General features: G+C 68.3%; 25 protein-coding genes and 1 pseudogene. 17 read left to right on the top strand and 9 right to left on the bottom strand.

What is annotated here, in order from left to right; all coding sequences use genetic code 11:
* Positions 1 to 66 precede the first annotated feature (66 nt).
* Both ACWGSR_RS34615 and ACWGSR_RS34610 read left to right on the top strand, forming a co-directional pair.
* Complete coding sequence (locus tag ACWGSR_RS34615) at positions 67 to 363, top strand: hypothetical protein (RefSeq protein ID WP_453572792.1); 297 nt, start codon at positions 67 to 69, stop codon at positions 361 to 363.
* A 359-nt stretch (positions 364 to 722) separates the two neighbouring features.
* Positions 723 to 1166 (top strand): RapZ C-terminal domain-containing protein, encoded by a 444-nt coding sequence (locus ACWGSR_RS34610; RefSeq protein ID WP_453572789.1) that lies wholly within the window; start codon positions 723 to 725, stop codon positions 1164 to 1166.
* A gap of 82 nt (positions 1167 to 1248) precedes the next feature.
* On the opposite strand, the gene ACWGSR_RS34605 is transcribed toward ACWGSR_RS34610, so the two are convergent.
* Complete coding sequence (locus ACWGSR_RS34605; RefSeq protein ID WP_453572786.1) at positions 1249 to 1617, bottom strand: STAS domain-containing protein; 369 nt, start codon at positions 1615 to 1617, stop codon at positions 1249 to 1251.
* Positions 1618 to 1785: 168 nt separating this feature from the next.
* Between ACWGSR_RS34605 and ACWGSR_RS34600 the strand changes: the two genes are divergently transcribed.
* The gene (locus ACWGSR_RS34600; RefSeq protein ID WP_453572783.1) at positions 1786 to 2250 is read left to right on the top strand and encodes an ATP-binding protein; all 465 of its coding nucleotides are present in this window, start codon (positions 1786 to 1788) and stop codon (positions 2248 to 2250) included.
* 153 nt (positions 2251 to 2403) lie between these two features.
* Here ACWGSR_RS34600 and ACWGSR_RS34595 read toward each other — a convergent pair whose 3' ends face one another.
* The 3 genes from ACWGSR_RS34595 to ACWGSR_RS34585 form a co-directional block, all read right to left on the bottom strand.
* Positions 2404 to 2577 (bottom strand): CsbD family protein, encoded by a 174-nt coding sequence (locus ACWGSR_RS34595; RefSeq protein WP_453572780.1) that lies wholly within the window; start codon positions 2575 to 2577, stop codon positions 2404 to 2406.
* 387 nt (positions 2578 to 2964) lie between these two features.
* Positions 2965 to 3234 (bottom strand): GlsB/YeaQ/YmgE family stress response membrane protein, encoded by a 270-nt coding sequence (locus ACWGSR_RS34590; RefSeq protein WP_453572777.1) that lies wholly within the window; start codon positions 3232 to 3234, stop codon positions 2965 to 2967.
* Positions 3235 to 3458: 224 nt separating this feature from the next.
* Positions 3459 to 4145, bottom strand: a complete 687-nt coding sequence (locus ACWGSR_RS34585) for a hypothetical protein (protein WP_453572775.1) — start codon at positions 4143 to 4145, stop codon at positions 3459 to 3461.
* Between the two features lie 209 nt (positions 4146 to 4354).
* Between ACWGSR_RS34585 and ACWGSR_RS34580 the strand changes: the two genes are divergently transcribed.
* Positions 4355 to 5110, top strand: a complete 756-nt coding sequence (locus ACWGSR_RS34580; protein ID WP_453572773.1) for a PP2C family protein-serine/threonine phosphatase — start codon at positions 4355 to 4357, stop codon at positions 5108 to 5110.
* Between the two features lie 76 nt (positions 5111 to 5186).
* Here the strand turns inward: ACWGSR_RS34580 and ACWGSR_RS34575 are convergent, their stop codons facing one another.
* Entirely contained in the window at positions 5187 to 5414 is a 228-nt protein-coding gene (locus ACWGSR_RS34575; RefSeq protein ID WP_453572770.1) for a hypothetical protein, read from the bottom strand.
* A gap of 712 nt (positions 5415 to 6126) precedes the next feature.
* Here ACWGSR_RS34575 and ACWGSR_RS34570 point away from each other — a divergent pair.
* The 5 genes from ACWGSR_RS34570 (at position 6127) to ACWGSR_RS34550 (ending at position 13634) form a co-directional block, all read left to right on the top strand.
* Entirely contained in the window at positions 6127 to 10107 is a 3981-nt protein-coding gene (locus ACWGSR_RS34570) for a P-loop NTPase fold protein (RefSeq protein WP_453572767.1), read from the top strand.
* A gap of 148 nt (positions 10108 to 10255) precedes the next feature.
* Positions 10256 to 11617 (top strand): hypothetical protein, encoded by a 1362-nt coding sequence (locus ACWGSR_RS34565; RefSeq protein WP_453572764.1) that lies wholly within the window; start codon positions 10256 to 10258, stop codon positions 11615 to 11617.
* Positions 11618 to 11751: 134 nt separating this feature from the next.
* Positions 11752 to 12560, top strand: a protein-coding gene (locus ACWGSR_RS34560; RefSeq protein ID WP_453572761.1) for an IS5 family transposase whose coding sequence is annotated in 2 segments (ribosomal slippage) — positions 11752 to 12091 and positions 12091 to 12560 — 810 coding nt in all. Because the reading frame shifts where the segments join, the coding sequence is not laid out codon by codon here.
* Between the two features lie 105 nt (positions 12561 to 12665).
* A complete protein-coding gene (locus ACWGSR_RS34555) occupies positions 12666 to 12842 on the top strand; it encodes a hypothetical protein (RefSeq protein WP_376244721.1) in 177 nt (58 codons plus the stop codon).
* A 294-nt stretch (positions 12843 to 13136) separates the two neighbouring features.
* Entirely contained in the window at positions 13137 to 13634 is a 498-nt protein-coding gene (locus tag ACWGSR_RS34550; protein ID WP_453572758.1) for a hypothetical protein, read from the top strand.
* Between the two features lie 160 nt (positions 13635 to 13794).
* Here ACWGSR_RS34550 and ACWGSR_RS34545 read toward each other — a convergent pair whose 3' ends face one another.
* Positions 13795 to 14412: a hypothetical protein gene (locus tag ACWGSR_RS34545; protein WP_453572755.1), complete on the bottom strand. Its 618-nt coding sequence runs from the start codon at positions 14410 to 14412 to the stop codon at positions 13795 to 13797.
* A 465-nt stretch (positions 14413 to 14877) separates the two neighbouring features.
* Between ACWGSR_RS34545 and ACWGSR_RS34540 the strand changes: the two genes are divergently transcribed.
* The 3 genes from ACWGSR_RS34540 to ACWGSR_RS34530 all read left to right on the top strand — a co-directional run bounded on the left by ACWGSR_RS34540 (position 14878) and on the right by ACWGSR_RS34530 (position 17115).
* Positions 14878 to 15750 (top strand): radical SAM protein, encoded by an 873-nt coding sequence (locus ACWGSR_RS34540; protein ID WP_453572753.1) that lies wholly within the window; start codon positions 14878 to 14880, stop codon positions 15748 to 15750.
* A gap of 117 nt (positions 15751 to 15867) precedes the next feature.
* Positions 15868 to 16926: a protein-L-isoaspartate(D-aspartate) O-methyltransferase gene (locus ACWGSR_RS34535; RefSeq protein WP_453572750.1), complete on the top strand. Its 1059-nt coding sequence runs from the start codon at positions 15868 to 15870 to the stop codon at positions 16924 to 16926.
* A 54-nt stretch (positions 16927 to 16980) separates the two neighbouring features.
* Positions 16981 to 17115 (top strand): hypothetical protein, encoded by a 135-nt coding sequence (locus tag ACWGSR_RS34530; protein WP_453572748.1) that lies wholly within the window; start codon positions 16981 to 16983, stop codon positions 17113 to 17115.
* A gap of 242 nt (positions 17116 to 17357) precedes the next feature.
* Here the strand turns inward: ACWGSR_RS34530 and ACWGSR_RS34525 are convergent, their stop codons facing one another.
* Positions 17358 to 17960 carry an HD domain-containing protein gene (locus ACWGSR_RS34525; protein ID WP_453572745.1) on the bottom strand — a complete coding sequence of 201 codons (603 nt, stop codon included), beginning with the start codon at positions 17958 to 17960 and terminating at the stop codon, positions 17358 to 17360.
* Positions 17961 to 18132: 172 nt separating this feature from the next.
* On the opposite strand from ACWGSR_RS34525, the gene ACWGSR_RS34520 reads away from it, so the two are divergent.
* Positions 18133 to 18261, top strand: a complete 129-nt coding sequence (locus ACWGSR_RS34520) for a hypothetical protein (protein WP_376244742.1) — start codon at positions 18133 to 18135, stop codon at positions 18259 to 18261.
* 936 nt (positions 18262 to 19197) lie between these two features.
* Positions 19198 to 19812, top strand: a complete 615-nt coding sequence (locus tag ACWGSR_RS34515; RefSeq protein ID WP_453572742.1) for a DUF6193 family natural product biosynthesis protein — start codon at positions 19198 to 19200, stop codon at positions 19810 to 19812.
* An 87-nt stretch (positions 19813 to 19899) separates the two neighbouring features.
* Here the strand turns inward: ACWGSR_RS34515 and ACWGSR_RS34510 are convergent, their stop codons facing one another.
* Positions 19900 to 20040: a hypothetical protein gene (locus tag ACWGSR_RS34510; protein WP_453572739.1), complete on the bottom strand. Its 141-nt coding sequence runs from the start codon at positions 20038 to 20040 to the stop codon at positions 19900 to 19902.
* A gap of 223 nt (positions 20041 to 20263) precedes the next feature.
* On the opposite strand from ACWGSR_RS34510, the gene ACWGSR_RS34505 reads away from it, so the two are divergent.
* Positions 20264 to 21238 (top strand): tyrosine-type recombinase/integrase, encoded by a 975-nt coding sequence (locus ACWGSR_RS34505; RefSeq protein WP_376244751.1) that lies wholly within the window; start codon positions 20264 to 20266, stop codon positions 21236 to 21238.
* Positions 21239 to 21392: 154 nt separating this feature from the next.
* The gene (locus tag ACWGSR_RS34500; protein ID WP_453572736.1) at positions 21393 to 22412 is read left to right on the top strand and encodes a hypothetical protein; all 1020 of its coding nucleotides are present in this window, start codon (positions 21393 to 21395) and stop codon (positions 22410 to 22412) included.
* Between the two features lie 229 nt (positions 22413 to 22641).
* On the opposite strand, the pseudogene ACWGSR_RS34495 reads toward ACWGSR_RS34500, so the two are convergent.
* Positions 22642 to 23935, bottom strand: a pseudogene (locus ACWGSR_RS34495) (transposase); the annotation flags it as partial.
* Positions 23936 to 23979: 44 nt separating this feature from the next.
* Between ACWGSR_RS34495 and ACWGSR_RS34490 the strand changes: the two are divergent.
* The coding region (locus ACWGSR_RS34490) for an IS5 family transposase (RefSeq protein WP_453572733.1) at positions 23980 to 24432 on the top strand (453 nt) is incomplete at its 3' end.

Raw genomic sequence — 24432 nt, 5'->3', positions numbered from 1 at the left:
CAGGCCGCCGCCACCGGCCACACGGGGCCCGCCCGCGTTGTCGGTGCGGCTGGGAAGCTGTCCGGCATGGACGGTGACGAGCAGCTGCTGCGCGGCCGGGTCTACGGCGCGGAGCACGACGACCCCAACCCGGGACCGAGGCCGGAGCGGACCTACGCCGAACTCGTCGGCGGCCCGCTGGACGGCCTGCTGCTGGACATCCACGGGTGGCGCACCGAGGAGGTCGACGACGGTGTCGCCCTGATCACCGAGCTCGGCCGGTGGCCCGGCGGGCGGGCGCTGTACGACCCGCGCCCCGGCGAGGCGTGTAAGCCGGGTCCGGGTGTCGCCTGCCGCTTCTACTACACCGGCGACGCCCCCTGAACTGCCCTCCCTCCCTGCGTCGGCGAGGAGACGACGAGCCGCCCTGGACGCGGCGGCCAAGCAGCTCCTGAACGATCTCGCCAGCACCCCCTGACCAGTGCCGCACTCGCCGGGAAGATGACCAACGGCCGCTTCAGAGTGGGTAGGGTCCGTGCCAGCCCGTGCCGATATGGCGTGCACGGGTCAGGCCCGGTGCCCAGATGCGCTCTGGGACGCAGTATCACCGGGCCGCCCACCGCTCGCCCGCAAGGCCTCCGGTACCGCCCGCCGGTACGCCGCGTCTCGTTGCCTGTTGCCCGTTCTCGGAGGCAACGGGCAAGCCCTGTTGGCGCGGCGGCCCGGCAGGAATCGTGGTCGGCATGCAGATCACCCACCTTCCCGGACGGGGCCTGGTCGCCGCCGTCATCTCCTCGATCGGCGTCCGTCACGACGGCGCCCTCGGCCTCGTCGACACCGGTCTCTACCTCGACCTCAGCCGCGTCCTGCGCAATCCGGCCGACGACCCGGCGATGTGCTTCCGCACCGGCCTGGACGACGACGTCTACGCCCACGTCCTGAAGACCCCCGGCGCCCTGACCCTGATCAACCGGACCGCCGTCCAGCTCCGGGCCCTGGCCGACGAGGTGCCCGTGGGCCGTCTGGTCCGCCTCACGGTGGCGTGCCAGGGCGGCCGGCACCGGAGTGTCGCGGCGGCGGAGACGGTCGGCCGGCTCGTCTGGGAGGCGTGGGGCGGCGCGTACGGCGTCGACATCGAGCACCACCACATCGACCACCCCGTCCTGACCTCCTACGCTCCCGCGTGACCCGCCCGGCACGCCAGAGGGGCGGCCACCCGGATGTCCTGGGTGACCGCCCCTGTCTGGTGTTTCGCGGTGTGTTGCTGTGTCAGGTGTTCAGGGCCTGTTCGACGGTGGTGTGGCAGTCGATGACGGTGTCAACGCCGATCAGGCCGAGGACGCGCTGGACGGCTTCCTGGGCACCGGCGATGCGCAGCCAGCCCTGCTGGGAAGTCAGGTGCTGGTGGGCGAGGATGAAGGCGTTGATACCACTGGAGTCCATGAAGCTCACGCCCGTCAGGTCCGCCACGACCCTGCGCGGCAGCGCCGCATCGTCCTGGAGCGTCAGGAGTTGGGCCAGGGTGTCCTTGGCGGTGTGGTCGATCTCCCCTTGCAAGGTCACGACGCGGATGCCGTCGACCACGCGGTGCGCTACGGACAGCCGTTCGGCGTGGTCCGTTTTCTCGTTGCCGGTCATGGTCTCCTCAACTCCGCTCAGGCTTGTCCGGGCCCGGTGTCTGTGGACGATTCTGCCCCAACGGCCAATACCGGATACACACGGACAGAGCATGATCGATCTGCGCCGATTTAAGGATCATTCGGTCGGGTACCCGCGCTTGCGTGAGCGAGAGGGAGGACGGACCCAGTGGAACTCGATGCCGGTTATGACAGCGGTGCCCAGCCTCCGTCGGAGGGACATCTGGTACGCGCCAACTACACGCTGGAGGGTGGCGGCAGCCGCATCGCGGCCGCTCGTCGCCATGCCGTGGCCTTTCTGGAGAAGATCCGCACCGAGTACGGTCTGCCGATCTCGCAGCGGGTGCAGGACCTGACCGAGCTGGTGGTCAGCGAACTGGTCACCAACGCCCACAAGTACGCCCTGGGGCCCGTCCTGATGCAGCTGCGCATCGGCGCCGGCGGTGTGGACGTCGTGGTGTGGGACAGCAACCCGGCCGTTCCGGTGGTGCGCGCCGCGGACCCCGGCAGGGCGGACCAGCATGGTCTGGAGATCATCAGGAAGGTCGCCGAGAAGCTGTCCGTCCAGCGGGGGCCGGTCGGCAAGCGCATCACCGCCCGCCTCGCTCTGGCCGACATCCCCAGCGCGGCGTAGAGGCGCAGAAGCCGGCCCCGCGCGATTCGTGTTCCACAGCTCCGGCGCAGGGTCGGCGGGTACCCGCGAGGCGTGACAGTCTCGGCGGAAACCTCGACGAGTACGTGAAAAGCCCCCGCCCGGGAGAGGGTGGGGGCTGGTCTTGCGCGGTGCTCAGTCGGTGAGCGCGTCCTTGATCTTCTCCTTGGCGTCGCGGGCGTCGCCCTTGGCCTGATCGGCACGGCCCTCCGCGGTCAGCCGCTCGTTGCCGACCGCTCTGCCCGCGGTCTCCTCGACCTTGCCCTTGGCCTGCTCGGCCTTCGCCTGAACCTTCTCGTCCCCGGCCATGACATCCACCCTTCGCTTCGCGAAATCCTCTTCCCGCCACCCCGCCTTGCCGCCCGCGCCTGCGGCAAACCTCCAGTGCGCAACGGCGACCGCACCACCTGAACGAGGGGAGGTCGGCACGTTCCCCGCCCCAGCAGACGTTCGCGGTGTCGATCCGCCAAGGCAGGGGAACAGGAAGAGGTCGACACCACCGGCGCGGGTCGTGCTGGATGGGGCGATGGCCTGCGGACGGGTGCGGCCGCCGCTTCTTCGCCAGGCACGTCCGGAGCGCTGCCCAAGGTGAGGATCCGGTCCCCTTCATGCTCGGGGAGAAGAAGGCCGGGACACGACGAACGGCTCCACCCTGGGAAGAGGGAGGAGCCGTTTCGTATGTGGCGGGGGGAGCCGTCAGGCGTGTCGTCGGTTGCCGGTGACGAGGCGGTAGACGGCGAGCAGGATGACGGAGCCGATGATGGCGGCGATCCAGGTGGAGAGTTCGAAGAAGCCGTCGACGGAGTCCACGCCGAAGATGACCTTGCCGAGGAAGCCGCCCAGCAGGCCGCCGGCGATGCCGATCAGGATGGTGATGATGACGCCGCCCGGGTCCTTGCCCGGCATGATCGCCTTGGCGATGAAACCGGCGATGAGACCGATCAGAATCCACGCGATGATACCCATGATGCGTCTCCTACCTGCTCATATAAAGCCTGCGTCAATACGGCGTCTACGCGATCGGAGCGCTTTCAAACCCCCCTCCCCACCGTCTGCGTGCAAGCCGATGGAAAGAGCAGTTGTCGCTGTCCTGACCTCCTCCCCCCGCCTGACCCGACCGGCGCACCAAGAAGGGGCGGCCACCCGGGAACCCCGGGTTGCCGCCCCTTGCGCCTGCCCGGCCTCTACACCTACGCCGCCTTCGCCTTCTGGCGCAGTGCGGCGAGCGGCGAGCGCCGGCCCTTGTCGACCCGGCGGAGCTCCTCCCAGTCGACCTCGGGGTGCGCGCCGGGGAGAACGTCGACGTCGGCGGTGCGGTAGAGCGGAACCTCGACCGCCCCGGCCCGCGAGGTGCCGTACCTCGCCTCGGCCCACTCCGTAGCCCGGATCCACTTGAGCTTGACCATCCAGTCGAACTCCACCCGCCTGACGCCGAGGCGGTCGGCGGCTTGGTCGGGGTCGAGCGGGGTGTCCGCGGCGACGAGCTCGGCCAGGTCTCCCCGTGCGCAGACCTCGGCGACCTGGCCGGGGTGGTGGAGCGTGCTCTTCGGGTTGCCGGACAGGTCGACCAGCAGGCCGCGGGTGATGAACCGGCGGACCACGAACGAGGTGACCGCCGCCTTCTCGCCCATTTTGTTCGGCGTGCCGAGCGCGGCGGCGATCCGGTCTGCCGCCTCCCGGCCCGACAGCGGCTCCCTGTTCATCGCGGCCCGCACGGCGCCGGCACCCAGCGCCTCGATGGCCGCCCGCGACCACTGCCCCGGGGAGACGTCGAGGGCCGGGGCGATCCCGGCGTGCTGCGCCCACCGGAACGCCGTCACCGGCACCTTCAGCCGCTGGGCGGCCTGCGTCTCGTCGTACTCGGTCCGTCGTGCCATGGAAATCACCTCGCGTCCGGTCACCATCAACGATGGGACAGACCATGACGAAACATCGTCAATGTGTCAATCCATTTTAAAAATGGGCAAGTTGGGAGCATTCCTTTAAGAGCGCGCCCGCGTACGCGAGGAGGAGATTCACCTGTCCGGGCACCCCGGCGACCTGGCGAAGAGTCCCATCCCGGCCCGCGTTCTGGAAGGCTTCTGCCATGAGCGAGGACACCGGTGAGGACCTGGCCGTCAAGACGCACGCGGTCGCCCAGCGGCCCGGAGACCGGGTGTTCCAGTGCGATGCGACGGCGGTGTGCACGATGCCGGACGGCACCCGCGCCTACGCCCTCCTCGACGGCGTCGGCGACACCCCAGCCGTCCGGGCCTGGGCCCGTACCGCCGCGCGCCGCCTGGCTCGCGCGGCCGCCGGACACGGCGACGCGGAGGCCGGCCTGCGCACTGAGTACGAGCGCTACGCCGCCGACCCCGCCCGCCGCGATCCCGACCACGACCTGCCCTCTGCTGCGGCCGTCGTCGCCGTCCACGTCCCCGGCGGCTGGTTCTCCGTCGCCTGGTCGGGCGACGCCCGCGCCTACCTCCTCCTCGACGAACTCGGACCCCTGCGGCAGCTCACCGAGGACCACAACGCCCGCCGCGCCTACGAGGGCTACGGTGACCGCAACCTGATCACCGCCTGCCTCGGCGGGACCCGCGACGACGAGGAGGCCGAAGAATGCTGGGGGCACCCGGCGATCGAGCACGTGAGCGGACCTGCCCGGCCCGGGTGGCTGCTCCTGGCCTCCGACGGCGCCTACGAACCCCACGAGGACATCGACTATGACTTGGGCGACTACCTCACCGGCGATCCGCGCGAGGCCGCCGAGCGCCTGGTCGACGACGCCGTACGCTACGCTCGCGTACAGCGGGACCCGTACGCCGACAACGCCACCGCCCTGATCGCCCGCATCACCTGACCGGCTGTCGAGGCACGCCCGGTCGGCTGACGACGGGGCCGGGCAGGATGTCCCCGCCCGGCCCCGGTGCCGCTGGTCAGTACGCGACCAGGTTGTTCAGCCACGCCGTGCAGCCAGCGAAAGCGGTGACCCCGAAAAGAACGGCTTCCGGCTGCGACTTGTTGACGAGGAAGGTGAGCACGCCGGCACCGATGCCCGCGCATGTGGCGATGAAGAGGATCGGCAGGGTGCGCTGCGACAGGAAGGGCGGCTTTCTGCCGGGGTCCGGCTCGGGCGTGCTGGGCGGGTAGGGCTGAGCGGGCACCGGGCTGGACGGGGACGGGATCGTTGTCCCGGGGCATGGGGTTGCTCCCTTGGATGCGGGGCTCGAGGACAGCGAACACCTGCGTGGTGTCGTCCGCGGGGGTAGGGGGTGTCTCGCGGTAGGGGGTCCTTCGGCTCTCTGCGTGAGAGCGTCCCTGTGGGACGTGAGCCCAGCCCAAGGGTGGCGTTTCCAGGGCAGCGGCGTTCGGTTTGTTCACTGCCCTGGATGTCTGGTGGGTGGTCATGTGTGGCGCGGACGGATGGCGAGCGTGCCCTGTCGTGTCCGCCACCTCCTCGAAGACAGCACAGCTTGCGGCTTGTCGTGAGACTGTGGTGCGACCTGGTGACCCGGGCACGCGGATCACCAGTGGCGGCCTCGTCCAGCGCCCCACCAAGGTGGCGGAAGATCCCCGGGGCTGATCAATGAACGAGCTGTGCGAACTCAGTCTGCCTCACACGGATTTCCACGCGCTGTGTGGGATTCTGTAGGCCCTGAAAAGGTCCTATAGGAAGTAGTCGGCGGCGTCGGCTTCCTCCTTGCACCCCTTGATATGCAGGTCAGGAGTACGCGAGAAAGATGATCACTGAGCATGCGGAGCCGGGGGCCGAACTATAGGACCTGCTTTTCTCAGCTTGTACTCCTGTGATTGTCAGTGCCAGCCCGTATCATCCGTTCACCCTTTTGGACCGGGCTTGGAGCGGAGTAGCACGATATGGCACCACAGCGTCCGTGGATCATTGAGGACTGCGCGATCACATCGCACAAGCAGGACCGCTTTGACCACCAATCTGTCGCGCGGGAGCTCCTCACCATCGTCAGGGGAAGTCGGCAGCCTCTGGCCGTTGGGCTACTGGGTCCGTTCGGCAGCGGCAAGTCCTCCGTCGTGCGGCTCCTGGACGCCGAACTGCAGGGCGACAAGGAGTGGGCAGTGCTCCACCTCAGCGCGGAGCGCCATACCGGTACCGCGCGTGCCCGAGGCTTGCTGTATGGAGTCCTGGACGAAGCGCTGGGCAAGAAGCTCATCAAGAAGGAACAGTGGGAGTCAGGACGAGCGTGTCTGGACGCCGGGAGGCAGCAGACAGCGCCCCGCCCGAACCCCACGTCCGACATCCCGGGCAAAGCTAGCCGGAAGAGTCACGCGAAAGCGATCGGTGCCGCGTTTATATGGATTCTCGGGTGCCTGATCGCGATCTGGGCCCTTGGCGCCGTTGCGGTTCTCATCGGCCACGCCGTCGGCCGCGGGGCCGGGGTGCCGGTGTGGACCTGGTTTGCTTCCCCTGGTGCGAGACCGCTGACCACTTCGCTGTCAGGGGCAGCCGTCGTGGCATGCGTCCTGGCAGCCGCCAAGGACGGTGCCCTGTCAGCGCTGAAGAAGTACGAGATCACGCTCACCACACCGCGACCAGAATCCTCTGACGACCTTGAGCAGGTCTTTTCTAGACTGATCGACAGCATCAACCGACGCCTCGTCATCGCCATCGATGACATCGACCGCCTGGCCGCGGCCGAGGTCCTCGAAGCGCTTGCCACCGTACGCAGTCTTCTGCTGACGGGAACCCAGCGCGCCCACCCGCCCGTGTTCCTGCTGTCCTGCGACGAAGACATCGTCCGTGAAGCCATCGTCGGCGTCCGCCCTGGGCTGGCCCACGCTCCCGCAGTCCCACCCCACACCGGCAAGAACCCCAGCAAGGCCTCCGAGCGCAAAGCCACAGAGGAAGCCGCCCAGGAGTACCTGAACAAGCTGTTCACTGTCCGGCTCACCTTGCCGGCCCACCACGAATCGGATCTCAGGCAGTACATCCAGCACCTGATCACCGAGCCCACTCCGCATGACCTCATCGACCGGCTCGGAGGCATCTCAGCGGTCCGCGATGTTCTCGAGACCCTCATCCACCCCGGGGTACGCGACCCCCGCCACGCCATCCGTCTTCTCAACAGCTTCTTGACCGACTACGGCCTCGCACTGAGGCGGGAACAGCCGGACGGCAACCAGACCACCTGGATTGCCGCCGGGGAGGTAACCGGCCACCCCGTCACCCTGGCCCGTCTCACGGTGCTCCGACACGACTACCGCACCCTCTACGACGCCATTCGCCGCGAGAACGAACTCCTCACACTCCTCGACGACGCCCTGCTCGGCACAACCCGCGCGCTCTACGACCCCCTCGTCGCGTCGTACATCGTCAAGCCGGACACCGACGACGAAGCGGAAGACACCCACGACGACGACACGCCTCGGCTCGACATCACATCGCACCCCGGCCTGGTCTACCTGAGAACGACCGCGGCCAAGGCACGCCTGCGCCGCCCAACCCACCTCGTGCCTCTACTTACTCTCGGTTCCACCCCCGCCAGCCGAGCCCTGGGCAGCGAAGGTGCCGCAGAAGTCCAGCGTGAACTCCTCCAGCGAGACAGCGACGCCCTCCGCGACCGTCTGCAAGCCCAAGGTATGCGCGAACGGGTCCTGCAGGCTGCGGCCGAGGCGCTACAGACGGCACGGCCAGGCCTCGACCTCGACAACACCCTGGCAGCCACCGTGCAGGCGCTGGCACAGACCCCAGACCTTGCCCAACACCTTGACCACGACACCGACACCACCGGTCGGGCGCTGCTCAGCCTGACCGACCGCATCGCCAGCCGACGCCAGGAAGCCGCCACCCCCGTCCCAGCTCACCACCTCGCAGGGATTCTGGACCTGGTTCCCAGCGCACACCTTCCCTCCCTTTACAACACCCTCGGCAGCCCCCCTCCGCGAGACTCCGTGCTCACCGCCGAGCAGGACCAGCCGCCCTTCACATGGGCACAGGCCTTGATGAACCTTCCGTCCGAGGAACACGTTCGCGAACTACGGCCCGCCCTCACCCGCTATTTCACAGCGCTCACCCACAACGGGAACCGCGAGCAACTCTTGGCATGGATCGTCTCTTATGACGAAGCGACCGATGTCCAACGCGCCCTATGGCCTGCGCAGGCCTTTCGCGCACTGATGGGCATGACCGCCAGGATCTCCGAGAACACCCCGGCAGCCGACGTCCGCAGGATCGTCGAACATGCAGCCGGGCACCACCAGTGGACCAGGCCGCTCATGCTAGGCGCCGTGACATGGCTGTCCACCGAGAACGACGAACTGCGCTCTCACGCAATGGACCTCCTCCTCGACAGGGACATCCCAGCCGACGGATGGGGCGCAGCCATGCAGCATGACGCCGCGTTCGGCTCCACAGTCGCAACCGAACTGATCCAGCACGCAGCCGTCTTCCTCACCGACGATGACGATGCGGATCGCGCCGCCCGAACAGCCGACCAGATTCATGCCTGGCTGCGAGACCTCGGCGACCACACCGCTCCCTCAGGGCAGCAGGTCAGCGCTCTGGTCGCCGAAGCTGTCGCCCAGAGCGCCCACACAAGTGCTCAGATGGCCAACGCCGCGGTGCGGATCCTGCCCGACCTGCAACAGGACGACGCAACCTCTTGCGTTAGCACCATGGCCGTGAACCTAGAGACAGTCGACCCCAGCGATGAACCGCTGTCTGACGCACTGGCGCAAGCACTCCTCACCTTCATGCGAGTCGAGACCGACGATAGCGAAGCCCGCAAGGCCGCTGACGCCTGCCTGACCGTGCTGACCACCTCCCTGGCCAGTGACGACGCACGAGGAGCCTTCGCCCGCAGGCACCTGCCTGCCGTCGCCACTACCCCCGCCGGCCGCCAAACCGGCCCCAGCTTGGTCGACCAATTCCTCCCACGACTCAGCCAGCATCACATCCAGCTTCAGACCGACACCTTCTCCACCCTCCACGTCCTCATGCGAGATGGTGAAACCCGCACCGCTCGGCTTGGGCAGATCATGCAGCACCTCTACGGGCGGATGAGCACACAACCAGTCCCCAATGTCGCATTCGCTGCGCACTACGCGGCAGATTCGATCGTCAATGTCCAATGGCTCACCTGGATGGCACAGCACTGGGCCGGCATCCCCGACCACGAACGAACCCTCACCATGGCGGCGGCCTGCCGACAAGACCTCCCCCAGAGCGGTCTGCCGCCCCTGCTCCTGCAGCATCTCCTGGCAACCGAGGACACCCAGGCCTGGCACGATGCCGCACACCTGTGGGACAAGATCGGCACCGAAGAACAGACATCTCTCCTCGCGTCCGCGCGCGGGCGCTGCCCCCAGCTTGCCGACCGCGCGAACGAAGCCTCTCAAGACGTGCTCGTCCTCGCACTCGGCAAGGCCCGCGCAGAAGAAACACTCTCCTCCCTCCTCGCACTGATCGCCACGCACCCTCAGACATCCCAAGCCATCGCCACCTACCTGGACGACGCCATCTCAGGCCGAGACTGGGACGAAACCCTCGCCGTACGCACTGCCTGCGGATGCCCCGACCCAACACCCCTGTGGGACGTGCTCATCCGCGCAGTCCACAACGACCAGACCAGCATTCAACGCGCCAGCTCACTGATCGCAGGCCTTCTCACCACCAGCCCGCGCATAGCCCCCGCCAGTCTCGCCGGGGACCTCGCTCCCGTCCTGCGCGTCGCGACAGTCGACAGCGCCACCGCGATAGGCCAAGCCGTCCGGCCAGCACGCCACGTGGCAAACGCACTTCGTGCCTCACTGCACGGTCACACCAAGACGACCGCGGAAAAGGACCGGACGGCAGCCTTCAAACGCGCAGCCGGCATCCGCTGACACTCCTGCCCGCATCACCCTGCGCCCAGAAACGGGCTCAGTCCGACCACCCCGCCACACCACCAAGGCGCTCCTCAAAGGCACGCCAGGACACCACGACCTGCTGCGGGTGAACCCAAGAGCGGCAGAACCCAGAGACCAAGGACGCATGCCTCACTCCAGCCAAGACAACCCAACGGCACCCGTTGAAGGCGTGTACGCCTTCAACACCCCCGGCGCGCCCGTCGTCCTGCACGACGGTCCCGTCGGCCGCTCTCAAGGGCCCGAGACGCCGGGCATCGTTGAGCTTCGGTTCACTCCGAAACCCGGCCTGGCTTGGCGGCTGCCTCAAACCGACCACCCATTCGACCCTCTCCCCGACGACACGACCCTCCATATCGCCCGCCCTTACGGCACCGCAGAACTACCCGCCCAGCACCGTAACCAGGAGGAAGGCTGGAGCAACGGCGCACCTCTGGGCGATACCCAAGCGTCCCTCCAGCGCCTCATCGCCCACTGGGTCAACCTCCCCGCGCTACGCGGCCAGCACGACCTCATGACCGGAGCCGAAGGCGCCGAACACACGACCCGCCGCGGCCGGTGGTCCCATGAGACTGGCGGCTGGAAGATCACCCTGGATGTCCGGCCCGACCACCGTGACATCTGGAAAGACCTGCACCGAACCCACGTCTACGCCATCACCCACGTCATGGAACTCAGCCGTACAGACGGCTCGGTGTTCACCCCAGAACAGGCCCAGCCCATCCTCCGAGCCCTGCACATGGGCTTCTCGTTCGCCCTGGGCCGCTGGGTCGCTCCCATGCTGCCTGTCGGCCTCGGCGCACAGAACGACCGCATCCTCTGGGAGGAGTGGGCCGCTCGACTCTGCGACCCGGCGAAGGCGATCTCCTCAGGATGGTGGACGCACGGGGACAACGAAGCGCTGCGCATGCTGTTCACCAGTCTGGTATCCGCTTGCAGCGATCCCGTCTACGCCACACGGGTCGACCGGCAATTGACCTACGCCGTCTCCGCCACACGTGATGAAGGCTTCGTCGAACAGCGCATCATGGTCGGAGCCGCCGGCCTCGAGCACACCCTGTGGCAACGGTTCGTCCTGTCCGGAGACATGACACCCGCCCAGTACAACAGCCTGCCTGCCCACAAGCTGCTCCGCCGAGCCCTGCAAAGTGCCTCGATCTCTCTTGCCGTCGATCCGGAACACCTACCCGCGCTCGCCGAGCTTGCCGCAGTGCGGAAACGCGACCACGGCGCGAACATGGACGGCGCTGACTTGGTCACCTGGGTGCGCAACAAGCTCGTACACCCCACCGGCGCCGAGGACGACGTCTACCGTTTCAAGGGCGCCGTGACCGAGATCTGGCTGCTCACCCGCCACTACCTCACCCTGCTCATCCTGGAATCCCTCGGCTACCAGGGTGCCTACAGCAGCATGGCCGTCGGCCACAGATACGTGGGCGAGAGCGCAAAGGTGCCGTGGGCGACCAGCAACGCCCCCGACGCTTCATAACCCGAAGGCAGATGCACTGCGAAGCGAGGCACCCACAAGTGCCTTGCTCGTGTCCACCACACTTACTGATCGTTTCAGAATGAGTCCGGGGTAGGGGCTTGGCGGTCGGGTTGGGTAGCGGCAGAGTGGTGCGGGTGTCGGATGATCTTGTGCCTGATGACCTGTGGGAACGTATCGCTCCGTTGCTGCCGCCCCGGCCTCCGCGGCGTCACCGGTATCCGGGGCGTCTGCCGGCGGACGACCGTGCGGCTCTGCGGGGCATCGTGTACGTACTGCGCAAGAACGTGAGCTGGAGAGACGTGCCCGCCGAGCGAACCGGGTGCAGTGGGGTGACGGCCTGGCGCCGTTTGCGGGACTGGACCGAGGCCGGCGTCTGGCCCCGTCTGCATGAGGTGCTCTTGGCCGAGCTGCGCAAGGCAGGGTTGCTGGACATAGATGACTGCGCGATCGACGGCTCGCACATTCGGGCGTTGAAAGGGGGGCTTACACCGGACCTTCGCCGGTCGACCGCGCCCGGCCGGGCAGCAAGCACCATCTGATCGTCGACCGGCATGGCACCCCTCTCGCCGTGACGCTGACCGGCGGAAACCGTCACGACGTCACTCAGCTGACGCCGCTGCTGGACGCGATTCCCCGCATTCGCGGACTTCGCGGGCGGCCTCGTCACCGGCCGGGCCGGCTCTTCGCCGACCGCGGCTACGACTACGACAAGTACCGCCGCATCCTGCGGGCCCGCGGCATCAAGCCGATGATCGCCCGACGCGGCGCCCCGCACGGCTCCGGTCTGGGCAAGACCCGCTGGGTCGTCGAGCGGACCTTCGCCTGGCTCCACCAGTTCAAACGACTCCGGATCCGTTACGAGATACGTACCGGCCTCCACCTCGGCCTGCTCCAACTCGCCTGCAGCATCATCTGCTTGCGATGCCTACGAACCTCATTCTGAAACGATCAGTAAATAGGGCGAAGACCACGGCGCGTACGTGGTCGCGGCCTTCCACGGCGACCTCAGGGACCAGGCCGTCGACGCCGCAAGCTTCGAACTGATCGCATGACCGCCGCGGCCCCGCTGTACACCGTCATCGGGCTGACCCTCGACGTCGACAGCACCGAGCTGCTCATCGCGGCCGTCCTTCCCGGATCCGTCGTCGACCAGCTCGAGCTGCTGGCCACCAGCGAGGACGACTTCACCCGGTGGGTAGAGGAGTTCAACTGGTCCGCGAGATGATCCGGAAGAGGCATTGACGACGCAGTGCGTGAGCATCCACGTCTTCCTCCCGCGTAAGCATCCAGGCCCCCGACCAGGCCGAACTTGCGCCCGCAGGCTCTCCACGACACTCCGATCCCAGTTCGACACGCCGGGCAAGATCACACGATGAGTGGGGAGATCGCCTGAGCAGGTTTGGCCGGTCCAGGAGCTGCGGATCGGAAGAGCGCGGTTCCCCTCGCGCCCCGTGCTGAGCCCTCCGATATGTTCTTCCGGGCTCGCGCCGGCGGGTCCCACGCGTATTCGAGGGGAAATGTGCCTGGTGAGCGGCTTGACGCGGAGTGGCTCCGGTCCTGGCGGGAACAGACCGACGCGGCGCTGACGAAGCTGATGCAGTCCTTCCTCCCGACCCACGGCTTCCCGCCCGGCCACAACGCCGTGATGCCCGCAACCGACGACAGCCACCAGGCGACGGACGCGCTCGTGGACCTGACGCCGATCCCCTCAGACTTGACCACGCTCTACTGGGTGATCAGCGAGGCTTCCCTGCCCGACGTCGACAACGGGTACTTCATCCACTCACCAGCAACGGTGGCGGAACACTTCCGTGAGTACGGCCCCGCTCCGATTGACGGCGAATCGATCGCACTGGTCTTCGCCAGCGACGGCGGGGGCCATCTGTTCGCGATCGGAGACAGCGGACAAGTCCGGAAGTCCACCACGGCCTCCTGGTTTGACGACTTCGAGGTCGCCGCGTCCAGCTTGCAGGAGTTCCTCGAACAGCTCGGCCGACAGATCGCGAACCAGCCCTGACCATCAGCCCAGGAACAAACCGGCCCCCTGCCCCACGGAGGTCATGTCACCCCAGACTGGGGAATCGCGAGCAGGTGTGGGGTCACCCTTGAGCAGAGGGTGGCCGATTTCAAAGAGCGTCATCAGCATCCGGCGGCGATGTGCGGTGGCAGTGGCCTGCTCAGTCGTCGAACCACACGACGAGGCGCACGTTGTCATCACCGTGCTGTGCTGCGAGTTCTTTCATGGCTTCCCAGACGGGTTGCCACTCGCCGGTTTCGGTGACGGCATCTCTGCGGCAGATGGTGACGGATCTGTAGAGCGTGTCCCCGACGAGCCACTCACTTCCTTCGGGCCACTCCCGAACCTCACCGGCTTTGAGACCGAGAGTCGTGGCGAATGCGCCACTCCAGGAGGCCTTGCCCGTCATCCGCAGCCCGTTCGGCGTCTGGTGGTATCGGTGCAGCCGGCTGTCGGGCTTCTCTGCGGGCTCGCCCCAGTCGATGGCCTTCACCTCGGCCCACGTGATCCACGTGGTGCCGTGAAAACCGTCCTGGCCGTACCACTCGGTCAGCTGGGCGAACCGCGCACTCACAGTGGCCGAGGCGTCGGTGGGAAACCCCCGGCCTGCGGCCACGGGGCGGAAGTTCGCGTAGTTGCGGACCCCGAAGAGACACCCGAACGCGTCGTAGTTGCGGACATCGTTGAGGGAGCTGAGGTTGTGTGCGCAGTACCAGATCGGCTCCTGATCGTCCTGCGGCGCCCGGTACTCGAGGAAGCCGCTTATGTCTGTACCCATGCCAGGCATTCTCTCGATGCCGTCAAATGGTTTCGTCTGCACCCGACCGACCACCTACGCATACGTGAGCTGCCTGGCCAGGAGGTCCTGTGGTGGGAACAGCGCCCATATGTTCTTCCCGTCGCAGCATGGACCGCAGCTCTGACCGTTGTCCGGTGTGCATGGATGCGACCGGCACCGACGGCATGTGATCCGAAGGAAACGGCCTAGGACCGGCGTCCCGCAACAGCCGCCAGCGCGGGAGGACGCACCCGACACAGTCCCCCGCCGTGAAGGAACCCTTCCGCGCCGGGCTCTCACCTCGCCGACTGCCATCCCTGGACAGCCGGTCGGTGACGGGGCGGGCCCGCGGAGCCATGTGACAGCTCTGCATGGGCGCGGGCCCGCCCCACCAATATGAACGTCCCGCCCGCACACCCCGCCCCGGCCCGGCATGCTGGGCCATACGAGCAAGGAGGACCCGCGATGACCGTGCTGGACACCGAGCGCGCCCCTGCCGCTTCGCTCAGCTTCCTGTCCCTGGAGCTCACCGCCCGCTGTCAGTTCACCTGCCCGTCCCAGTGCTACGCCGAGGCTGGCCCGACCCGGGGCCACGGCAGCATGACCGCCGGGGACTGGCACCGGCTCATCGACGAGGCCGCCGCCCTCGGGACGAAAACGGTGCAGTTCATCGGCGGCGAGCCCACCCTGCACCCGGCCTTCGTCGAACTCGTCGGGCATGCGCTGCGCGCCGGCCTGGACGTCCGGGTCCACTCCAACCTCTACAAGGTCCTGGACGAGCACTGGCCGCTCTTCGAGGACCCGCGGGTGATCGTGAAGACCACCTACCACAGTGACACCGCCGCCGAGCACGACGCGATCACCGGCCGGTCCGGGTCCCACGCGGCAACGCGTGCCTCCATCGAGGAGGCTGTGCGCCGGGGTGTGAAGTTGCAGGTCGCCATCGTCGACCACGGCAACGGCCAGCGGGCGCAGCAGGCCCGCACCGAGATGAAGGCTCTCAGGATCACCGCCTCCATCGACAAGGTTCGTCCGATCGGGCGCGCCGCCGGCGGGCTCCTGCCGTCCACCTCGTCGCTGTGCGGGAACTGTGCCAACGGCAAGGCGGCCGTCCTGCCCGACGGTCAGGTCGCGCCGTGCGAGATGGGCCGCTTCCTGGCGGCGGGCAACGTGCGGGAGACGCCGCTCGCGTCGGTCCTGGCCAGCCCCGAGTGGGCGCAGAGGCGCGCGAGCATTCCGGCCCGGACGTCGGCGGACCCGTGCCCGCCGGACTGCGCGCCGTCCGGCGACACCTGCGGTCCGGCCAAGGGCGAGCCCTGCGGACCGATGGACAACTGACCGAACAGGGCTCGGGAAGAGACGGAGAGGGTGGGCATGGACTGGCGGGATCGTGCGAGCCGGCTGGCCGACGAGGTCACGCCGGCGTTTTCGCCCTGGTGGGCGGCGGTTGCCGAGATGCCTCGGCACGAGTTCGTACCCCGGTGGTGGGTGTGGGACAAGGAGGCCGGCGGCCGGACGGTGCGGGACGGTGCGGCGGACGTCGATCAGTGGTTGTCCACCGCGTACGACGACTCGACGATCCTGACGCGTATCGGCCCTCTGCACGCGGACCACGCCCGGCCCGGAGACATCGCCATCGGGGCACCGACCGCGTCATCGACGCTGCCGACCCTGGTCCTCGACATGTACGAGCACGCCAGGATCACCGACAGGTGCCGCACGCTGGTGACGACCGGGACCGGCTACGGCACCGCCCTGGCCTGCCACCGCCTCGGCTCCACCCTGGTGACCAGCGTCGACATCGACCCCTACCTCGTGGATTCCGCCACCGACCGGCTCGCCTCCATCGGACTCCACCCCGAGACCGCGGTCTGCGACCTCACCCAGGGGCCGCTGCCCGGCGAGTACGACCGGATCGTATCCACCGTGTCCGTCCCCACCATCCCGCCCGCCTGGCTCAACGCCCTGCGCCCCGGCGGCCGGCTGGTCACCACGATCACCGGCACCGGCCTGATCCTCTACGCCGACAAGACCCCCGACGGCGGCGCCCGGGGCCGGACCTCCTACGAGCCGGCCTCCTTCATGCCCCCCCGCCAGGGCGACGACTACGACAAGACGGTCCCGGACTCCCTCTGGGAAGAGGCGAAGTCCGGCGACGGCGAGGTGAGCGTCAGCCGCCACCTGCTCCTGTTCGTCCCCGAAGCCTGGAGTGTCCGCTCCATGCTCCAGCTCCACACCCCCGGCATCGAGCACCGCCACCAATGGCACCCGGACCGCAGCCACACCGTCTGGATGACCCACCCCGACGGCTCATGGGTTCGCGCCCACGCCATCGCCCCCCGGGAAGTCCCCGTCGTGCGTCAGGGCGGCCCGCGCCGCCTCTGGGACCCCCTGGAAGACATCCTCGACCGCCTCAACTGGATGGGAGAGCTGCCCGTGTACGGCGCCCGGGTCACCATCACCCCGGACGGCGAGACCACCCTGACCCGTGGCAACTGGACGGCCACCCTGTAGTTCGTCCCCGGCACCCGTGAGCAGGCCCCCGGTCCCTCGAAGGACAAGAGGGCCATGCAGGACAGGTTCGAGAGGAAGTGCGATGCCGCGCTGGCCGCCCCTCCCGGAACGAACCCCCAAGGCGACTGGAGCGCCGTGAGCGCCATCATCGACATGATCCTGCACGCCTTCGACCCGCCCCCAGCCTGACCCGGGCCCCGACCTCCCCTGGCAGGCCGGGGTACATGCGTCCCGGGCGCCGCGGGGCCACCCGGGTAGTTGCCCGACAGCCACAGACTCCGGCACACTCCCAGCCGCGCAGCGCCTGCCACAGAAACAGCGCGGCGGTCCACCGACTCGGACGGCCGCCGCTCTCTCCTCCGACTCCGGCTCGCCGCCGGCGCTACCACGCAGGATCCGGTGCGCCAACCGGGATACCGGGTGCGGAGAGATTACTGGTCGACGGGGAAGGCCGCCTGGAAGGCCAGCCGATGGGCGGCGTCCGCTCCGAGCCGGGTGAGGAGGTCGTCGAGGGCGAGATACTCCTCCCAGGGCGCGCGCCCCGTCGCCGCGGCCAGCGCCTGTACGAGCCTGTCCTCCAGGTCGGGGACACGTTTGTCCTTCCAGACCTTGTCGGCCGTGCTGACGAGGAGGTCCTCGATCATCACGTCGGGGCCGTCCCAGCTTGCATGGGTGGCGGCGAACCTGGCCAGGCCGGGCGTGAAGCCGTGCTTCAGAAGGAGAGCTCGGCCGGCCGCCTCGTGCGCTGATCCCGGCCCGGAGAGTTCCTCGGGGTGGAGGGTCTTGCCGACGTCATGGGTTGCCGCACCGAAGAGAACGGCGTCGCGGTCCACGGCCAGGTCCGGGTACCGGCCTTTCACCCAGTCGGCCAGTTCGGCCGCGACGTCGTGGACTGCGCGCAGGTGCGCCGCCAGACGGGGTGGGGCCTCCAGGGAGCGCAGCAGTTCCACCACTTCGGATGGCAGCGGCCGCAGGGACGGCTCCGCGGGGGCGTCAAGAGCGAGGGCCAGGACGTCGGAACGTATCGAAGTCATCCTGGTGACACTACTGGTCCCTGGTATGCAGGTCAGGCAAGTTCTGGGACGGGTTCTCCGCCGCGGCCGCTTGACTGTCGCATGGGCAAGCAGTACCACCGGGCCGCCCCTACCTGCCGCTTCGTCGGCTTCTCCACCCCGCCCAAGTGTCCTTGGGCGGGACGGAGCTTGGTTGAGCCGCTTTACGCCCGTCAGCGATACGGACCTCGTCGACCAGATCAGCCCGCCACTGTGCGCAGCAGGCCTGACCACCAGCGGTGACTGCCTCGGCGACCCCAGGGGCCCGTACCTCCTGCGGTGACAGCAGAGGAGGAACAGACGGCCCGTCCGGGCAACGTGCGAAAGGTGCACGGACGGGCTCCGGTCCGGATTGTCCTCGGCCGGCGGTCCGGGCGGTCCCCGACAGGCCGCAGCCTCCTTTGCTGCTCACCGTGAAGGCTGTACGGACACCCGCCCCTTCACTACCGCGGGCCACCGGCTCATCGGCTCTTCTTCCGGCTCCGAGCCCGGTGGCTCAGACAGCTTCCTTCAGGCAGCGGGCTTCCGGCTCCGCGGGGGCTCGGTGGACAGAAGGGCCCAGATCCTGCGCCCCCTCGTCCGGGGTGTCTTCCCGCATTGGACCAAAGGTGCCTGGCGGGGCGGCGTCGGCTTCACGGGCGCGACCCCGCCAGGCATCTCCAGCCTGGCACACTGGCCGCTTCGGGTTGCGGCCCGGCCTGCCGTGTCCGGCGTCAGCGGGCGGTCAGCCGCTCGTCACGCCCCGGCCGATGTCCCCGGCCAGACCCCACTCCGGATCACCGGCGGCCCCCCAGCCGACATCCCCGTATCCCCATCCGCTGTCACGCTCCATGACTGTCCCCTCTCCTCGTCACACGGGCGCGGTGCGTGCCCCGCAGGGAGACGACCGTACGCACGGCCCACCTGCTGTGTCACCCCCCTCATGAAGCGGCGGCAACGATGCCGACAGGCTCAGGGTTCGGCGGGGACGATCCGTACGTTGATGAGGATCTTCGATTTTCCCCAGGCCCACTCTCACTCCTCACTTGGTTGCGGACTTAACAGAAGTGATCATGTCGGGGTGACTCAACAACCTGGCCCGTCCCGGCAACCGCTCCAACCCAATCCCGAGCTGTACCCCGATGTTGCTGCTGCGGGGAGTCTCCGCGCCGCCCTCACCCAGTGCGCTGCCGGGCACGACTTGGACGTCGGTGAGGTTCGGTCCTCGTCCGATGGTTGGTTGCTCATCCACGCAGTGATCACCAGCCGCAACCCACGGCTGGACCGATTCAGCGTGAACCTCGGATCTGCGGAGCGGGTGTTCCTCATCTCCGCGTGGGGTCAAGGGGTGAATCTGACCAACGGCTCCACCAGCGACCTCGCTGAGCTCGCCGAAGCGGCCGCGGCCTGGCACGCAGGCGTCACCCTGGCCGAACTGCAGATCGCGGCACCCTTCCTGGAAGTTGGCCCCCTCGCTCTGGCCCACGAACGCGGTCCTGAGTACGCCGTGGCAGAGACGTGGAGCCGCTACCTGACAGTGGACCTGTACGAGGACCTGGAAATGCTCCATGCAGCGCACGCCGAACCCAGACTGAGAGCGCTTTTCCCCTTCACCAGCCACGGCGCCCTGCTGTTCAGCAGATGCACCGGGTTCCCGTTCTCCCGGGACGTCTCGGCGATCTATCCGCTTGGTGACCACCGCTATGCGGTCCGTCACCGCGGTGAGCCGTTCTCGCGCGAACCCGACTACACCGCCCAGGAAGCCGCAGCGGCAGTTGTCGCTTACATGCCAAAGGCCTGGGGGCCGGCTGTCGCAGGTACCCGACACGACCTGCGTGACCGCGAGGGCCCGTGACCACACAGGGCGCCCCCAGCCAACGCTGAAGACTGGGAAACCAATACGACCAGGCCTGTCCATGCCCTGAGCAACGGGTGGGGATATTCAACGAGCCTCATCAACGTCGGACACACCCTCCTGGGCCTCCTTGAAGCCCTTGGAGATCTTGGCGGCCGACGGGCTGTACATGACCGCGGGCTCCTGGTCCCGGCCGCCCTGCACCCAGACGGTCCTCACGTTCGCCATGCCGCTCCTCGCTGCTCGGGGTCTGAGGAACATCGGTGTCAGATCGTGCGCTAAGCCCTCGTCGGCCCTGGTGGGCGGCCGATGGGCCGCTGGCGGTGGGGTCGGTCTGAAGTTGTCCCCCAGATAACACCCCAATATCTGCGGTAGCTTGATCCGTCACCTGCGGTGGCGCTCTCCGGCGTCTCCACGAAGCAGCCCTGTTATCTGTGGCAAGGGGGAAACGGTGTCCACGCTGGTTCAGTTGCCGACCGGGAAGGCGGTGACCGTCCGGATGGCTGCCGACCTGTTCCTCGAATCGCTCGGCAACCCGAACACCGTCCGGAACTACAGCATCGCCGTCGGGAAGACCTCCAAGCGCCTCGGCGAGGGCCGACCGCTCGCCTCGGTAGAGGACGCCGAGATGGGTGAGGCGCTGGAGCTGCTGTGGGGCCGCTCGGCGGTGAACACCTGGAACGCCCGCCGCGGCGCCGTGCTGTCCTGGACGAGTTGGTGCTCCGAGCGCGGTTACGAGGGCCCGACGGTCCCGGCCTGGGTGAAGCGGCTAACGGTGCCGGACTCCGAGACCCCGGCCCGCTCGAAGATGGCCGTCGACCGGCTGATCGCCCGGCGCGAGGTCCACCTGCGGGAGAAGACGCTGTGGCGGATGCTCTACGAGACCTCGGGGCGGGCGGAGGAGATCCTCGGCGTGAACATCGAGGACCTGGACTTCGCCGGGCGCCGCTGCCAGGTGAAGGCGAAGGGCGCCCGGACCAAGGCTCGTCGCCGGGGCCAGGTCCGGGAGGACTACGTGCTGGAGACCGTGTACTGGGACGCCGGCACCGCCCGGCTCCTGCCCCGGTTGCTGCGCGGCCGCACCCGCGGGCCGGTATTCGTCACCCACCGCAAGCCCGGCCCGGGGAAAGTGGTCAGCCCGCGTGACGTCTGCCCGGACACCGGGTTCGCCCGGCTGTCGTACGGGCAGGCCCGTGCCCTGCTCGACGAGCACACGGCCGTGCACGGTCCCGGGACCGGCTGGGATCTGCACGAGTATCGCCACTCCTCCCTGACCCACCTCGGCGAGCAGGGCGCCTCCCTGCTGATGCTGATGGCGAAGTCCCGGCACAAGAAGCCGGAGAATGTCCGCCGCTACTTCAAGCCGTCCCCTGAGGCCATCGCCGAACTCACGAGCCTCCTCGCCCCAGGCGACAGCCGCCGCTGACCATGTGATCCCAGGCGGCTTGCTGACCAGCGGCGTTGTCAGAAGAGGTACGTATGCTCCGGGGAGACCATCAGGCAGCGTATGTCTGATGTGGTGAGGGAAAGGGGCTGGGATGGGCTGGTGGGACAGGGAGCCGGAAGAGCGTGCGCGTTGGGTGCTCGATCCTCTGGTGGCGGTGGGGCCGCTGCGGTTCGGGATGGACCACGACGAGGTGAAGGCGGCACTGGACGGAAAATGGAACGGTGGCGGACAGGGCACGGCCGACGGATGGCACTGGATTCCGTACGACGGCCGTTGCGTAATTGCCGTCTACGACCAGGACGGCTACTTGGTCGCGGTCGAGATCGACGCCAATGGAGGCCCGTTCGTCCGGCTCAACGACGTCGAACTGATCGGCCGGGTCCCCTCCGAGGCCCGCGCCGAGATCCTGGGCCTCGCGGCCCGACGGGGGGCCGCAGTGGGGACGAACCGCAGCGGGGATCCGCAGATCGCGGCGTGGGGCGTCTCCATGTCCACCGAACAGGAGTGGGGGCGGCTACCCGAAGGGCACGTCGGGCGGAAGGACGCCGTGATCACCAGTGCCCGGTTTACCGCCCCCGGAGTCGCCGACGATAGGGCTGCCTCCGTCATCAGGGGGCATGATGTCCGTGACCTGGTCGCGAACCCGGGAGCCTGGCCCGTGACGCCCGATCACGAACGCCCCCGCTGGAACTGGAACCCGCTGGAGCACGTGGGGCCGCTCCGTTTCGGCATGAGCCCGCACCAGGTGGCCGCCGCCCTCGGCGGCGAGACCCCGGCCGGACGGACGGGCGCTTTCCCCTTCTGGTTCTGGAAGGAGTCCGGGCAGTGGTCCCTCCACACGGACCACTTCAGGCGCGCCGGTGTCACCGCCCAGTACTGGTACCCGGACGGCGTTCCGGAGCTGGGCGCCGTGACCGTGCACGGCCGTACCGGACCCCAGCTCCACTACGAGGGCATTCCGCTGGTCGGCATCACGCCTTCCGTCCTTGACGCGGCCATCATCCAGCACGTCGAAGACCACGACCTGGGTCTGCGGTTCAGCCCGAACGGAGCGGCCGTGCCCGACGGGCCCAACCTGTACCTGGATACGGCCAGAGCGGGGGACGGCTCGGTGAGCGAACCGACCTTCTGCGCGGAGGACTATCAGATCTGACCCCGCACGGCGCACGACGCAGCCCGTGGGCTGCTGAGGCCCCCGCCCAGCGCGCTGCAGTTCCTCCTTGCCCCTCGCATGATGCGCCGCATCGCGCACGGTCTGGCCTTCGCCGACGCCCACCGATGGTTCGTCGCCTGTCTGCTCTACCGCCTCCGCCTCCACCAGAAGCGCTACGGCACGGACTGAAGACTCACCACGCCGCCGCCTGCTGGCAGCGCGCCGGTGCCTACTCCTCGTCGGCGGCGACGTTTTTGTCCCGCAGGGGTCTCAGGCCGCCGGGCAGGTCGGGGAGCTGGAAGGAGTACCGGCCGAGCATGTTGATGTGGTGCCGCACGAACGGGGATAGCCGTGCGACGTCCTCGTCCCGGACCTCGAACCCGTCGGCGCGGAGCCGGTCGACGGCGGCGTCCATGTAACCGGGTGTTGAACAGGACCAGGGCGTTGAGGACGAGTCCGAGGGCGCCGATCTGGTCCTCCATGCCGTCCTGGTAGCGCTGGTAGAGCTGTCCGGTGCGGCCGTGGAAGATCTTCCGGGCGAGGGCGTGTCGGCCTTCTTGGAGGTTGGCCTGCACCTTGATCTGGCGGCGGTAGCCGGGTTTGTCGGCCAGGCGCAGGATGTGCTGGGTCTTCGCGATCCGCCCGTAGTGCGCGATCGCGTCGCCGAGCGGGGTGGGGCGGCCGTCGCGGGAGAGCATCCGGATGACGTCGTAGGCGCGGACGGCTCCGGTGTGGATGGAGCCGATGATCCGCAGGATGTCCTCCCAGTGCCGCTCGATGCGGGCGAGGTCGACCCGGCCGCGGGCCGCGTCCTGGAAGGCGCCGTAGTCGGCCGTGCGGTCGATGCGCCACATTTTCTGATCGGGCAGGTCCGCCAGCTGCGGCGCGTACGTGAACCCGGCGAGCGTGAGAAGGCCGAAGACGATGTCGCTGTACGAGGCGGTGTCGGTGACGATCATCTCCGGGCGCCGTCCGCCGTCGTGGTCGTAGAGGACGTCCAGCACGTACAGGGAGTCGCGCGGGGTGCCGGCCACGACCTTCCCGCCGAGCCCAGCCGCCTGATCATTGATCATGTTCAGCCAAGTTGCCCCACCCCGGCGGCCGAAGAATTTCGGGTTGGGCCGCGCGTACACGCTCGGTACCGGGACGACGAACCGCATCCCGTCGACCGAGGCGACCAGCCCGCCGCCCCATGCGCTCGCGAGGCCGATGGACGCCTGGTGCTCGATCAGCGTGGCGTTCGCGGCCTGATACGTCGCGAGCCGCAGGTAAGTCTGGTCGACGTGGGACAGCCGACCGTACTTCAGCGCGTCGGCCCCGCCGATCACGGGGGTGTAGCCGACGTTGCAGCCATGGGCGACGAGCAGCGCGGCGATCGTGACGTGCAGGTCCCTCAGCCTGGCCTCGCCGCCGGTGACCGATGTGAACGCCTGGTCGGCGCCGGTCCACGAGAAGACCTCCAGCAGCACCTCCGGCAGGTCCACGCGCGGCAGCATCGCGTTCACCGCCGCCCGCAGATCTAGGCCGTGTATCAAAAGTGGATTTTGGTTGTGGATGATCACGGTTCATGGGTCGGGGAGATCTCACGGACGAGCAGTGGGCGGTGCTGGAGCCGCTGCTGCCGAAGGGGACGAAGGCGGGGCGGCCGCCCGTCTGGCCTCGGCGGCAGTTGATCGACGGCATACGGTTCCGTGTCCGCACCGGTGTTCCGTGGCGGGACGTGCCCGTCGAGTACGGGCCGTGGGGCCGGGTCTATGACCTGTTCCGCCGTTGGCAGCGGAACGGAACCTGGCACCGGATCCTTACCCGGCTGCAGTCCCAGGCCGATGCCAAGGGTGCGATCGTGTGGGACCTGGGCGTCGACTCCACGGTGTGCCGCGCCCATCAGCATGCGGCCGGGGCCCGCAAGCAGGGTGACCTGCAAAAGGAGCCGCCGGGTGGCGTGTTCACCGAGCCCGGAGATCACGGGCTCGGACGTTCACGCGGCGGGTTCACCACCAAGTTGCACCTGGCCGTTGAG

This window comes from Streptomyces sp. NPDC055632 (assembly GCF_053618675.1).
The sequence above is the reverse complement of the archived record's forward strand: the minus strand, read 5'-3'. Positions and strand labels throughout refer to the sequence as shown.

Coding starts and splice junctions, on each gene's coding strand:
- ACWGSR_RS34615 (WP_453572792.1), top strand. CDS start 67: ATGGACGGTGACGAGCAGCTGCTGCGCGGCCGGGTCTACGGCGCGGAG.
- ACWGSR_RS34610 (WP_453572789.1), top strand. CDS start 723: ATGCAGATCACCCACCTTCCCGGACGGGGCCTGGTCGCCGCCGTCATC.
- ACWGSR_RS34605 (WP_453572786.1), bottom strand. CDS start 1,617: ATGACCGGCAACGAGAAAACGGACCACGCCGAACGGCTGTCCGTAGCG.
- ACWGSR_RS34595 (WP_453572780.1), bottom strand. CDS start 2,577: ATGGCCGGGGACGAGAAGGTTCAGGCGAAGGCCGAGCAGGCCAAGGGC.
- ACWGSR_RS34590 (WP_453572777.1), bottom strand. CDS start 3,234: ATGGGTATCATCGCGTGGATTCTGATCGGTCTCATCGCCGGTTTCATC.
- ACWGSR_RS34585 (WP_453572775.1), bottom strand. CDS start 4,145: ATGGCACGACGGACCGAGTACGACGAGACGCAGGCCGCCCAGCGGCTG.
- ACWGSR_RS34580 (WP_453572773.1), top strand. CDS start 4,355: ATGAGCGAGGACACCGGTGAGGACCTGGCCGTCAAGACGCACGCGGTC.
- ACWGSR_RS34570 (WP_453572767.1), top strand. CDS start 6,127: ATGGCACCACAGCGTCCGTGGATCATTGAGGACTGCGCGATCACATCG.
- ACWGSR_RS34565 (WP_453572764.1), top strand. CDS start 10,256: ATGCCTCACTCCAGCCAAGACAACCCAACGGCACCCGTTGAAGGCGTG.
- ACWGSR_RS34555 (WP_376244721.1), top strand. CDS start 12,666: ATGACCGCCGCGGCCCCGCTGTACACCGTCATCGGGCTGACCCTCGAC.
- ACWGSR_RS34545 (WP_453572755.1), bottom strand. CDS start 14,412: ATGGGTACAGACATAAGCGGCTTCCTCGAGTACCGGGCGCCGCAGGAC.
- ACWGSR_RS34540 (WP_453572753.1), top strand. CDS start 14,878: ATGACCGTGCTGGACACCGAGCGCGCCCCTGCCGCTTCGCTCAGCTTC.
- ACWGSR_RS34535 (WP_453572750.1), top strand. CDS start 15,868: ATGCCTCGGCACGAGTTCGTACCCCGGTGGTGGGTGTGGGACAAGGAG.
- ACWGSR_RS34530 (WP_453572748.1), top strand. CDS start 16,981: ATGCAGGACAGGTTCGAGAGGAAGTGCGATGCCGCGCTGGCCGCCCCT.
- ACWGSR_RS34525 (WP_453572745.1), bottom strand. CDS start 17,960: ATGACTTCGATACGTTCCGACGTCCTGGCCCTCGCTCTTGACGCCCCC.
- ACWGSR_RS34510 (WP_453572739.1), bottom strand. CDS start 20,040: ATGGCGAACGTGAGGACCGTCTGGGTGCAGGGCGGCCGGGACCAGGAG.